This window comes from Bartonella sp. AA9NXGY, from assembly GCF_042196845.1.
In the GTDB taxonomy this organism is placed as follows: Bacteria; Pseudomonadota; Alphaproteobacteria; order Rhizobiales; family Rhizobiaceae; genus Bartonella.
This window is the reverse complement of sequence record NZ_JBHIRB010000008.1, coordinates 68,660-81,761: the sequence shown is the minus strand read 5'-3', so window position 1 is coordinate 81,761 and position 13,102 is coordinate 68,660. Positions and strand designations below refer to the sequence as shown.

At 39.4% G+C, this 13,102-nt stretch carries 11 protein-coding genes and 1 other RNA gene; 8 read left to right on the top strand and 4 right to left on the bottom strand.

The genetic code is table 11. The features are described 5' to 3' along the window. Positions 1–17: 17 nt before the first annotated feature. On the bottom strand, positions 18–323 hold the full coding sequence (locus ACFIM6_RS05590) for a DUF2853 family protein (protein ID WP_375612013.1): 306 nt from the start codon (positions 321–323) through the stop codon (positions 18–20). A gap of 96 nt (positions 324–419) precedes the next feature. On the opposite strand from ACFIM6_RS05590, the gene ssrA reads away from it, so the two are divergent. From ssrA to ACFIM6_RS05565, 5 genes are all read left to right on the top strand, one after another. Beyond that, positions 420–776, top strand: a transfer-messenger RNA (tmRNA) gene (gene ssrA, locus ACFIM6_RS05585). 179 nt (positions 777–955) lie between these two features. Continuing rightward, positions 956–1,507: an SspB family protein gene (locus tag ACFIM6_RS05580; RefSeq protein WP_375612012.1), complete on the top strand. Its 552-nt coding sequence runs from the start codon at positions 956–958 to the stop codon at positions 1,505–1,507. 8 nt (positions 1,508–1,515) lie between these two features. Then, positions 1,516–1,698, top strand: coding sequence for a DUF4169 family protein (locus ACFIM6_RS05575; RefSeq protein WP_375612011.1), 183 nt, complete (start codon positions 1,516–1,518; stop codon positions 1,696–1,698). 10 nt (positions 1,699–1,708) lie between these two features. Continuing rightward, positions 1,709–1,960, top strand: coding sequence for a ribbon-helix-helix domain-containing protein (locus ACFIM6_RS05570; protein WP_375612010.1), 252 nt, complete (start codon positions 1,709–1,711; stop codon positions 1,958–1,960). 120 nt (positions 1,961–2,080) lie between these two features. Beyond that, complete coding sequence (locus ACFIM6_RS05565) at positions 2,081–4,420, top strand: ATP-dependent helicase (protein WP_375612009.1); 2,340 nt, start codon at positions 2,081–2,083, stop codon at positions 4,418–4,420. A gap of 56 nt (positions 4,421–4,476) precedes the next feature. On the opposite strand, the gene ACFIM6_RS05560 is transcribed toward ACFIM6_RS05565, so the two are convergent. After that, complete coding sequence (locus ACFIM6_RS05560; RefSeq protein WP_375612008.1) at positions 4,477–5,106, bottom strand: DapH/DapD/GlmU-related protein; 630 nt, start codon at positions 5,104–5,106, stop codon at positions 4,477–4,479. 136 nt (positions 5,107–5,242) lie between these two features. On the opposite strand from ACFIM6_RS05560, the gene ACFIM6_RS05555 reads away from it, so the two are divergent. The 3 genes from ACFIM6_RS05555 to ACFIM6_RS05545 are packed head-to-tail and all read left to right on the top strand — an operon-like array spanning position 5,243 to position 8,569. Then, a complete protein-coding gene (locus ACFIM6_RS05555) occupies positions 5,243–5,824 on the top strand; it encodes an SCO family protein (RefSeq protein ID WP_273790767.1) in 582 nt (193 codons plus the stop codon). Between the two features lie 26 nt (positions 5,825–5,850). After that, positions 5,851–6,720 carry a 50S ribosomal protein L11 methyltransferase gene (locus ACFIM6_RS05550; RefSeq protein WP_375612007.1) on the top strand — a complete coding sequence of 290 codons (870 nt, stop codon included), beginning with the start codon at positions 5,851–5,853 and terminating at the stop codon, positions 6,718–6,720. Between the two features lie 22 nt (positions 6,721–6,742). After that, a complete protein-coding gene (locus tag ACFIM6_RS05545) occupies positions 6,743–8,569 on the top strand; it encodes an aminopeptidase P family protein (RefSeq protein ID WP_375612006.1) in 1,827 nt (608 codons plus the stop codon). A gap of 595 nt (positions 8,570–9,164) precedes the next feature. Here ACFIM6_RS05545 and ligA read toward each other — a convergent pair. Both ligA and recN read right to left on the bottom strand, forming a co-directional pair. Next, positions 9,165–11,324 (bottom strand): NAD-dependent DNA ligase LigA, encoded by a 2,160-nt coding sequence (gene ligA / locus ACFIM6_RS05540; RefSeq protein WP_375612005.1) that lies wholly within the window; start codon positions 11,322–11,324, stop codon positions 9,165–9,167. A 111-nt stretch (positions 11,325–11,435) separates the two neighbouring features. Continuing rightward, entirely contained in the window at positions 11,436–13,097 is a 1,662-nt protein-coding gene (gene recN / locus ACFIM6_RS05535; RefSeq protein ID WP_375612004.1) for a DNA repair protein RecN, read from the bottom strand. Positions 13,098–13,102: the final 5 nt, after the last annotated feature.

Sequence of the window (13,102 nt, the reverse complement as noted above, 5' to 3'; positions counted from 1 at the left end):
CACAAATTTAATATTGTTTAAATTTTATGAAGTGCATTAAGGTGCTTAGCAACTAGATAATAAAAAGTCACACGACTTTTTCTACGCTCTCCAGACATCATCTCAGCCACTTTTGAAACAGCCATTTTAGCACTCTTCTCATCGGCTTCTAAAACATCTTGAACCCATTTTTCAACACGTTCTAACTCTTTTGGATCCGATGTAGCAACAAGCGCTGCATCCTGCTTTTTCATCACTAAAGCTAAACGACGGCTAAGTCGTTCTACTGCTGCTTCATCGGGATTTGAATCATATAGTTTAATATCTGCTAGATTATTTGTCATTTTGCATCATCTCCTCTCCAAAAATGAGCGGACTATACTTTACAGCCGCATCATATAGCTCCATAAATAATTAGAGGATTAAAAATATTAACAACCCCCCTTTTCCTAAGACTGTTCTTCATCTATATTTAGAGGGCTGGTTCACCAGCTATGGTAATAAATGGACGGTGAAATAAACCTATTGGACCCGGGGGCGGTACCCGGCGCCTCCACCAAAATATAAGAAACCAAAATTATATTTTGGTGGGGGCGAAATAGGATCGACAAGGGTGTAAAGATCGCTCTTTTACTCGGCATTGTACCACCGTTATCGGGCTAAATGAGTAGTTGCAAATGACAACTATGCGGAAGCACGTCTCGCCGCTTAAGGTGGTGTGAATGTTTCAATTTAAGTCTTAAACCGTCGCAGGTTTAAGCGGGGTTCGGAGGCACCTGGCAACAGAAGCCTTCACTTTTTTAAATGTTGTTGATTGATCTTTCAGACATTATCAGACATTATTTACCATAGAGTTTCGTATTTATTCGATTTATTGAGGTGCATCGTAGAAAAAATCTGCTAATTTAAAATATATTCTGTCACACAATATCAATACGCCCCATTCTGCTACGTGAAATAAAAGGAATAAACTTCGATGGTTAAAGATCAAATCCGTTACGATATTCTCGTTCAGGATGCGCTTCGTGGAGTTATCCGTAAAGTTTTATCGGAAGTTGCCAAAGCAGGTCTTCCGGGAAATCATCATTTTTTTATAACTTTTTTGACAAATGCCCCAGGCGTTAAAATTTCTCCTCGGCTAAAAAATCGCTATCCCGAGCAAATGACAATCGTCTTACAACATCAATTTAGAGATCTCAGTGTTTCAGAAACAGCTTTCGAAGTAACCCTCTCTTTCAGGGAAATAACCGAAAAGCTCGTGATTCCTTTTACTTCCATTCAGGTCTTTTATGATCCTGTAGCAGCATTTGAAGCAGCATTTGATCTGCCCTCAAATCTGACCTCTGGAGAAAGTGAAAATTCAGAAAATACCTCAACTACGCCTATTACCTTATCAAACAAACAAAAAAAAGAAAATACGCTTACAAAAGAACAAAATCTCAGTACAAATAAAGAACCTTCAAATAACGATGCAAAACAAAATCAAAGTGCTGATGTTGTCTCTTTAGATTCCTTTCGGAAAAAATAATTTTTCTCATGACTGAATTGATTAATCTTCGCCAATTTCGAAAACAAAAAAAACGTACAGAAAAATCTCTTTGTGCTGAGCAAAATCGTTATCGTTTTGGACGAACAAAAACTGAAAAAAATTTTGAGCAGCAAAAATCTTTAAAAATGCAAAAATTTCTTGATCAAAATCGTTTGCGAAACGACGAATAAAGGTGGAAAAATGCACGAAAATAATTCTATCGATTGGTCAAAAGTCATTCCACGAAAGATATCTGTTCGCGTTGATGGACACGCAACAAGCGTCTCTTTAGAACCACCATTTTTAGATATTCTAAAAGATATAGCCCGCAAAAAAGGACAATCTTTAGCCTTTATTATTACCGATATTGATAGCAAAAGACCACAACAAGTAAATCTTTCGGCTTCGTTACGCGTTTATGCCCTTCAAAGCGTTCTCACCCAAAGCCTTTAATGTTTGTGCTTATTTTTTTACGTTCTCTTTCTGTCTGTTCAACTGAAACTGTTGTGACTTTTTAAGAGAAGTTTTTTTAATCTAGAACTTCAATAAAAAAAAGACTACAAAAGAGAGATAATGAGTAATTTTTCTGATCATACCATACCTTTCTTTGAAGAAGATTCCCCTCCAGACCATGATAAGAAGAGCTCTGGTTTTTTCTCCCATACTCTAAAAAAACAAAAATCATATAACACAGACTATTTAGAACAACTCAATCCAGAACAGCAACAAGCTGTTATGAATACTGAGGGGCCTCTTTTAGTTCTTGCCGGTGCTGGTACAGGAAAAACGCGCGTTTTAACAACCCGTATTTCTCACATTTTACGCTCTGGACTTGCTTCTCCTCAGCAAATACTTGCTGTCACTTTCACCAACAAAGCAGCACGTGAAATGAAAATACGTATTGGTGAACTTATTGGAGAAGTTGTTGAAGGTATGCCTTGGCTTGGAACCTTTCATTCCACTGGAGCTAAAATTTTACGCCGTCACGCAGAGCTTGTTGATTTAAAAAGAAACTTTACAATTCTTGATAGCGATGATGTTCTTCGACTTTTAAAACAACTTATTCAAGCTGAAGGATTAGACGATAAGCGTTGGCCCGCACGAAACCTTGCCATGATGATTGATTCTTGGAAAAATCAAGGACTTTCACCAAAACATATCTCAAAAAGTGATGCTCATTCCTTTGGTAACGGCATGGGACGTGAACTTTATCACAGTTATCAAAATCGATTAAAAGATCTTAATGCTTGTGATTTTGGTGACCTTCTACTTCATTCTATCTCTATCTTCCAACATAATCCAGATATTCTTCGCGAATATCATTCTCAATTTAGTTATATTCTTGTCGATGAATATCAAGATACAAATACAGCACAATATCTTTGGCTTCGGCTTTTGGCCCAACATCCTCAAGGTCAACATGTTAATCTTTGTTGTGTTGGCGATGATGATCAATCCATTTATGGATGGCGTGGTGCAAAAGTCGAAAACATATTACGTTTTGAAAAAGATTTTCCTTCTGCTAAAATTATTCGTCTAGAACGCAATTATCGCTCAACATCTCATATTCTTAAAACCGCCTCCCATCTCATTGCTCATAATGAAGAAAGACTGGGAAAAGTCCTTTTTTCTGCTCAAATAAAGAGTGAGGAAGAAAAGGTAAAAATTCATTCAGCATGGGATTCGGCAGAAGAAGCACGAGCAATCGGAGAAGAAATCGAACGCGCACAACAAACCGGTCATGCATTAAATCATATGGCTATATTGGTACGCGCATCATTTCAAATGCGTGAATTTGAAGATCGCTTTGTAACGCTTGGCCTTAATTATCGCGTCATTGGTGGTCCTCGTTTTTATGAGCGAATGGAAATACGTGATGCCATGGCTTATTTACGCGTTGTTGTCCAACCTACTGATGATTTAGCTTTTGAGCGTGTTATTAATACACCCAAACGCGGCATAGGAGATGCAACCCTGCGCATTCTTTATGAGAGTGCACGTGCACGTGCTGTTCCTCTCTTTTCTGCTGCCGCAGACATCATTGAAACAGATGAATTAAAGCCTAAGGCACGCAGTGCGTTACGAAGCCTCATTGAAAACTTCCGCCGCTGGCAAAATATGCTTCAAGACACTCCTCATAGAGAACTTGCCGAGATCGTCCTTGATGATTCTGGTTATACAACCATGTGGTTAGAAGATCGCTCACCAGAGGCTCCTACAAGACTAGAAAATCTTAAAGAAATGATTCGTTCCATGGAACAATTTGAAAATCTTCAAAGTTTTTTGGAACATGTTGCACTCGTTATGGAAACGGAAAATAATGAAAATATGGATGCAGTCAACATCATGACACTTCATTCAGCCAAAGGACTTGAATTTGAAACAGTTTTTCTTCCAGGTTGGGAAGAAGGACTCTTTCCCCACCAGCGCTCATTAGATGAAGGTGGACGTTCAGGATTAGAAGAAGAACGGCGTCTTGCTTACGTAGGTCTAACAAGAGCAAAAAAACATTTGCATATATGGTTTGTATCGAATCGAAGAATTCATGGACTTTGGCAACCTGCTCTTCCCTCCCGTTTTCTAGATGAATTACCAGCAGAACATATAGAAGTTGTAGAAATGGAAACATCCTATGGTGGTTATGGAAAATCTTCCTTTCAACATCACGATTCCTTTTATACTGACTATGCAACAGCAAGACAAAAGCGTGCACAAAAAAACAAGAATATTGAAGGGAAAGTTATCTCTCAATCAATCTCTCATGCACCATCAGATTTTTCTGTCAATGATCGGATTTTTCACATAAAATTTGGCTATGGTTATATTACAGCAATAGACGATCATAAATTGACAATAATGTTCGAAAAAGCCGGAGAAAAGCGTGTACTAGACAATTTTGTAAACAAAGCTTAATTACAAGTAAACCACGATCAGTTTTTTCAAGAAACCACTTTGTTTTATTCTGACTATCATTTCCATTTACGAACAAAGGCTTCAATGGGCAGATTTTGCATATCAGGCAATGCGTCGTGAATTTTATCAAGTGGCCAATCCCACCAAGCCATATTTAAAAGGCATTCTATCACATGATTGGGAAAACGCATCCGCAATCGCTTAGCAGGCACCCCAACGACAATCGTATAAGGCATAACATCTTTCGTTATAACAGCGTTCGCGCCAATGATAGCGCCATGACCAATTGTCACTCCAGGCATAATAACCGCACCATGTCCAATCCACACATCATGCCCAATAATAACACGTTTTGCACAACGCCTTTCACGAAAACCACTATCTAATGCCATATAACGAAAATATTCGTTTGGACGATAGGTTATTTTATGCGTTGAAACGCGCTCCATAGGATGCTCCAACGCATTCATCCGTACATGAGATGCAATAGAACAAAAACGCCCAATATCGCTATAAATAGCCTCACTATTACGCTCTAAATAAGAAAAATCTCCAACGGTTACATCCCGTAAAATCACCCGCTCATTAATTTCCACATAGCGCCCTAATTTACAACCATGCAGCCGCGCTGTCGTATGGATACGAGGTTCACTTTCATGAAATCGAAGATCTTTCTCAATATTCATACATCTTTCACCAATGTTTTATCAATAGATATGGAAAGACATACCAATCAAGCCAATAAAATCAACCATGAAACAAACATTGCAAAACAAACCTGCCGATGTTACAATTTCTCGATCTATCTAAGAGAGTCAAACTATGAAAAATGTAATACGCATCTTGGGGCTGACAATCATATTTCTTGCAGGTGTTTTTATTTATGATACGCTGACAAATAAGCCTTTAGGTGATAACTTTACGCTCACTGATTCTAATGGAAAAAATATTACTGAGGCTGATGTTCGAAGCAAGCCTTCAATAATTTTTTTCGGCTTCACTATGTGTCCTGAAAGCTGCCCTACCACACTGATGAATCTTGATCGATGGCTTACAGCCCTTGGGCCTGAAGCTGATAAATTAGGTATATGGTTTGTAACTGTTGATCCTGAACGTGATACACCAAAAGTACTCCATGATTATCTCAGTAATTTTAACAATAAAATTGTTGGCATCAGCGGAGATCCTGAAAAAGTTCATAAAATGGTCAATTCTTTCAACATCGTTGCTGAAAAAGTCCCTGAAACAGATGGAAACTATACATATAACCATACAGCAGCAATTTTTTTACTCAAAAAAGGTGGAAAATTAGCTGGCGTTATCCGTTATGACACGAAAGAAAGCGATAGCGAATTAAAAGATGAAATCGCCATTGAACGGTTAAAAAAACTCATCTTAAACTAAAAAAACCGATCAAAAGAAAGAACAGCATGTCGCAACAAATTCGCCTCTATTATACTGCTTCTAGAAATGAAGCAGAACGGTTCTATACCCTTATAGAAACAGCCTTTGACGAAGAAGGGTATCCTCTTGCTCTTACAGAGATAGATGAACAAAATGCTGTATATGAGCTTTCTCTATATGTCGATCAAGACAATCAAGAGAACGCATTGAAACGTTTTGCTCAAATCCTTTCTATAGATTTTGATAATATTAATATGGAAGTTTTACCCAACATTGATTGGGTACAAAAAAGCCTAGAAGGACTAAAACCTGTGCAAGCCGGTCCTTTTTTCCTTCATGGAAGTCACAACCGAAACGCCATTCCAGCAAATGTTCTCCCTATTGAAATTGAAGCTAATCAAGCTTTTGGCACCGGACATCATGGAACAACAGCCGGTTGTTTAGAAATGATTGCCAAAGTCATGAAACACGAAAATCCCCAAAATGCCCTTGATCTTGGTACTGGGAGCGGTGTACTAGCCATTGGCATAGCAATGCTCAAACCAATTACTGTGCTTGCATCCGATATTGACCCAATTGCTATTCAAGTTGCACAACACAATATCGAATTCAATGGTGTCAATGAATATGTTACAGCTATTACAGCAACAGGTTTTGCCCATGATTCAATTGCATCACGAGCCCCTTTTGATCTCATTGTTGCCAATATCCTTGCTAATCCGCTTATTGAACTTGTGCAAGAAGTGGTAACGGCACTTCAAAAAGGGGGATCACTTATACTCTCTGGAATTCTTGAAGAACAACATGCCCATGTTTTGGAGACTTATATAAAACAAGGACTGAAGCATATCGAAACATACCACCGGCAAGGATGGGTTACGATACACCTGAAATAAAATAAAAGAAAAGGACGTCGTTATGTATCAATCTTTTGAGGCGACAACAAATCCTGCTTATGCAGCAGAACGCATTTCTTGCCTTCGTAAAGAACTCGATCACCTTGGACTCGATGGTTTTCTTGTTCCGCGATGTGATGAGCATCAAGGAGAGTATGTCCCTCCTCATGCTCAACGCCTTAGCTGGTTAACCGGCTTTACTGGATCAGCTGGGATTGCACTGATTTTAAAAAACAAAGCCATCATATTTACAGATGGGCGATATAAGCTCCAAGTTCGCCAACAAACTGATCCTGATATTTTTAATTATGAAGATCTCATAACTTGTCCTCCCTCACAATGGCTTGAAAAAAATGGTCAAAAACTTTCTATTGGCTTTGATCCATGGCTCCACACGATTGCTGCCACCGATGCATTGAGAAACGCATTAGAAATGAAAGCAGGTGGAAAACTTGTAGAAGTTCAACATAATCCCATTGATTTGCTCTGGCATAATCAACCAAAGTTACCACAATCTGCCTTATCAATTCACCCTCTCAAATATGCTGGGTGCGATACAGATGAAAAACTCGCTTTGATTTACAAAGATATACAGCAAACTCATGCAAATGCTTTTATTTTTACAGACCCCTCTTCCATTGCATGGACATTCAATATACGGGGCAATGATGTTTCCAACACGCCTTTTTCCCTTTGTTTTGCTCTCATTCCACTTAACAAAACACCAGCTTTATTCATTGACAGCAAAAAACTTGGTGTAGAACAGAAACAATATCTAGAACGTTATGCAAAATTATATGAACCAGAACAGCTTATTCCCAAGATCAAAGAGTATATTCAAAAAGGGACAGTGTTTGCCTTAGATCCACAGCTAACATGCGAAAAATTACGAACTGTTATTGAAGAAAAAAATAGCTTTTTTATCACACTTACCGATCCTGCTGCTCTACCACGTGCCATTAAAAATGACACAGAACTCAATGGCGCACGCAAAGCGCATCTACGCGATGGTGTTGCCCTAACCCGTTTTTTTTCTTGGTTAGATAAACAAATACTAGGGTCAATAAGTGAAATTTCTGCTGCTCAAAAATTAGAAGAATTTCGCATAAATACAGCAAAAGAAATGGGAGAAAAACTTAAAGATCTTTCTTTTGATACAATTTCAGCAGCAGGAGAAAATGGTGCCATTATTCATTATCGTGTAACAACGCAAACAAATAAACAACTCAAAGCCGGTGAACTTTACCTCGTTGATTCAGGTGGACAATATCGTGATGGCACGACTGATGTCACACGCACCGTAGCAATTGGGAATATTGGAGAAGAAGAAAAACGCTGTTTTACGCTTGTCCTCAAAGGCATGATTGCTCTTTCAACTATCAGATTTCCAAAAGGCACACGAGGACAAGACCTTGATGCTCTTGCACGCATTGCATTGTGGAAAGCTGGTTTTGATTATGCCCATGGCACCGGTCATGGTGTTGGATCTTATCTTTCTGTCCATGAAGGACCGCAAAATATTTCTCGCAAAGGGTGCCAAGAACTCATCTCCGGTATGATTCTTTCAAACGAGCCAGGCTATTACCGCGAAGGCGCTTTTGGTATCCGTCTTGAAAATTTGATGATTGTGAAGCCAGCACAAAAAATTGATGGCGGAGATATAGAAATGCTCTCGTTCGAAACACTTACAAATTGCCCCATTGATCGACGGTTAATCCTTCCAGAGCTTTTGACACAAGAAGAACGACAATGGCTCAATGATTACCATGCGCGCGTTTATCAGATGAATGCACCTTACTTAAATGAAGAAGATAAAAAATGGGCAAAAGAAGCAACAATGCCCCTTTAAATGAAGCAACCTATAACTTTTACTCTTTCTACAAAACACAGGATTTTCTCTTTTTAAGGGAAAAATATGTATCTGCGTCAGGAAATATGAAAAATATTTCTACAAGATACTTCAAGTTTTTTGCTGGTATGGTAAACGCTAACCTAGGTGAAGCAAGATGAGATACACCTATACGTGGTAATACTTATCTTGGCGATCTCCATCCAGACATTATTATATCCCTATTTCCTTTATATGGAAACTTTCGTTATATTTTGTAATTTTCCGCGTTATATTTCTATTACGTCATTATAATTGGTTTATTACGGCATTTTGGATTAAATTATACATATTTATTTACAATTTTTACCTTGCTTCACAATGATAATTTATAAATTTTACTAATAATAACCTTGTATATTCTTCATCATAATAGTTTAAGTTTAATATTTAAGCTCAACGTTAATTATTTTAAATAACGTAATAAATATTAAAATATATGGCGCTCTGTTTTTGCAAAAAACAGCCACTATTATCCCTCTTTTTGATTTCATCCCCCAAAAAATGTAAGAGAGATAATCATACAAACAGCATACGATCTTCTAGAAAACATCCTCTAAACATTATGTTTCTCAATCAGCTGTAGCCAAGCCTCTTCATCGATAACCTCAACACCTAATTCCTCAGCTTTAGCCAATTTGGAGCCCGCTCCAAGTCCTGCAACAAGAAGATCTGTTTTTTTAGAAAGTGAACCAGATGTTTTAGCCCCCAATCGCTCTGCCAATGCTTTTGCTTCATCACGTGACATATGCGCCAAAGTTCCTGTAAAAACAATAATCTTATCCGCTATTGGTGAAGAATCTGCTATGATAGGCTCCTCATCAAGAGGAGTTACTTCTTCAAGCAAAACAGATAAAATCTCACGGTTATGCTCTTCTTGATAAAAATCAACAATTGCGCTCCCTACCTGTGGTCCAATTCCTTCGATATTGGTAAGCTCTATCCAAGCCTCATTTCCTTCTTCATTTTCCTTATCACATGGCATAAATGCTTCCATAGCCGCAGTCTCAAAAGCTGTATAATTTTTATAAGCACGTGCAAGGCGGCGTGCATTCACTTCGCCAACATGACGAATCCCCAATGCAAACAAAAAACGGCTCAAAGGAATTTCTCGGCGCGCATTAATGGCATCATACAATTTCCGCACTGAAACAGTACCAAAACCTTCCATATTTTCCAAACGTATCAAAGATTTTTCTTGGCGCCGTTGTAACGTAAAAATATCGGCTGGTGTATGAATACAAAGCGCTTCATCTTGAACATGGAAAAAAAACTCTACCTGTTTTTTACCCAAGCCTTCAATATCAAAAGCATTGCGTGAAACAAAATGACGAATACGTTCAATTGCTTGTGCAGGACAAATAAGCCCCCCTGTACAGCGACGCACGGCTTCTCCCACTTCACGAACAGCATGACTCCCACAAGCTGGGCACAAATGAGGAAAAATAAAAACAGCAGCATCTTTCGGGCGTTTTTCAATGATAACATCAATAACTTGAGGGATCACATCACCAGCACGTTGTACAATCACGCTATCACCTACACGGATATCACGTCCTTCACGAATGGGCTCTCCTTTATGACCAATTCCCTTAATATAATCCTCATTATGCAAACTAGCATTGGTCACCACCACTCCACCAACAGTAATAGGCGTAAGACGTGCAACAGGTGTCAAAGCTCCCGTGCGACCAACTTGAATGTCAATATCTTCCAAAAGCGCTATCGCTTTTTCTGCTGGAAATTTATGGGCGATAGCCCAACGCGGCGAACGAGAAACAAACCCCAAACGCTTTTGGAGCATCAAATCATTAACCTTATAAACAATACCATCAATATCATAGCTTAAAGAATGACGGCATTCTTCGATATCGTGATAATACGAAATAATTTCTTTTACTGTCTTAAAGACTTTTGTTAATGGATTGATAACAAAGCCATATTCTTTTAGCTTTTTCATCATCTCCATTTGACTTTCTGCCAATATTTCACTCACCTCACCACAAGCATAAGCAAAAAATTGAAGTTTTCTGCTAGCGGTTATCCGTGAATCAAGCTGACGGAGTGAACCAGCCGCCGCATTTCGAGGATTGGCAAAGGTTAACTTGCCCTTCTCTTGTTGGTTGATATTCAGTGCTTGGAAATCTTCCCGCCCCATATAAACTTCACCACGCACCTCAATGATATCAGGAAAATCACCTTGCAAAACTTGTGGGATATCAGCAATTGTTCGGGCATTTGCCGTCACATTTTCACCGACAGTTCCATCCCCACGCGTTGCCGCACGCACAAGCCGCCCCTTTTGGTAGCGCAAAGACAAAGATAAACCATCAATTTTGGGCTCCGCTGTTATTTCCAACACTTGTGTTTCTGGAAGACGTAAAAAACGACGAATACGCTCAATAAATTCAGTAACATCTTCAGAGCTAAACGCATTATCAAGTGAAAGCATAGGCTGTGCATGAACAGATTTTTCAAATTTTTCAGAAATTGGTGCTCCAATTTTATGTGAAGGAGAATCAATACGTATAAGCTCTGGAAAAAGAGCTTCAATTTCTGCATTACGACGACGTAAAGCATCATATTCTGCATCAGAAATTTCAGGCTGATCATCACGATTATAAAGCACATCATGACGTGCAATCTCTTTTGCCAACCACTCTAATTCACGTTCTGCTTCAACAGCTGTGAGATTTTTATATGCATCTTTGTTCATAAAATCTATTCCACATTACAAGCGCTGCCACAAGGGCCTCCCACGCCTCCTCATCAAGTGAATCTCAATAAATATAAGCTTTCTAGTATTTTTATCGCTGACTAATTACCTTTATGCTAGAAGCTTTTGAGCCGCTGCACGCGCTTCTTCAGTAATCTGTTCTCCAGCCAACATACGGGCAATTTCTTCTGCACGCTCATGTTCTTTCATTTTATGAATCGCAGTAACAAAGCGTCCTTTATCATGACTCTCAATTTTTGAAATAAGAAAATGACCATGCGCTTTCGATGCAACCTGTGGAGCATGCGTAATAGCAAAAACTTGGACATGTTCTGATAAGCGTTGCAACCGATGCCCAATAGCCGCTGCAACAGCCCCCCCAACGCCTGTGTCAATTTCATCAAAAATCAGCGTCGGTGCTGATCCTCGATCAGATAAAACAACTTTTAATGCCAGCAAAAAACGAGATAATTCACCGCCAGAAGCCACACTAAGCATCGGCCCAGCACGTGTTCCAGGATTTGTTCGCACCCAATATTCAATACGATCACATCCCTCTGCACTCCGCTTTTCCATATCACTTTGCATTTCAACAATAAATTCAGCCCTCTCTAACTTCAATGCCGGCAACTCAGCCATAACACTTTCAGATAAATGCTTTGCTGTCTCCCGACGCTTTATTGTTAAGGCTTGCGCCAATGTATCATAATTTTTCTTTGCCTGCTCTGCCTCATCTTCAAAACGTGTCAATATGGTCTGAGCCTCTTCAAAGTCAGCCAGTTCAGCATCCATTTTATCGCGTAACTGAACCAATTCATCCGCAGAAACTTGATATTTACGAGCAAAACCCCGAAGAGCAAAAAGACGCTCTTCTATCCGTTCCAATTCATCAGGTTCAAAATCTAATGCTCGTATTGCCGTCTCAATACCTTCTTGTGCTGTTGCAAGTGCATGCAATGCCTCATCAATAGATTTCACCACTGGTGCAATAAGTTCTTGCGCCTCAGGAATTTTCCGCTCCAAACGCCTCACCAAATTAGAAAGCACTGGGATTGGTGATTTTTGACCTGTTAAAAGATCATCCGCTTCTTTAATATCTGTCGCTATTTTTTCTAATTTAAGCATATCAGCACGACGAAGAGAAAGAGCTTCCTCTTCACCAACTTTAAAATCAAGCTTTTCAAGCTCTTCTACACACGCACGAAGATAATCAACCTCCCGTACAGCACTCTCTACTTTAAGACGCTGCCGTTGCAAACGCTCCTCAAATTCACGCCATGTGTGATAACACTGACGCAAATTTTCCACTTCATCTTCAAGACCACCAAAGGCATCTAATAATTGGCGATGTGTAGCAACATCAACAAGCGCACGATCATCATGTTGTCCATGGATTTCAACCAGCAAACGGCCAACACTCCGCATCAATGCAACACTAGACACCTGATCATTGATAAAAACACGGCTACGTCCATCACTTGATTGCACACGTCGTAAAATAATATCACCCTCATCATCAAGACCATTCTCACGAATAAGTTGACGTGCAGGATGTGAAACAGACACATCAAAAACAGCTGTGACCTGCCCGCGGTCAGCCCCATGACGCACAAGCGAAGCATCACCCCGCCCCCCTAGAGCAAGTGATAAAGCATCAAGGAGAATAGACTTCCCCGCACCCGTTTCTCCAGTTAAAACCGTCAACCCCGCTGTAAAATGAATATCGAGCGTTTCGATCAAAACAATATTATGAATCGAAAGCTGTACCAACATAGAGA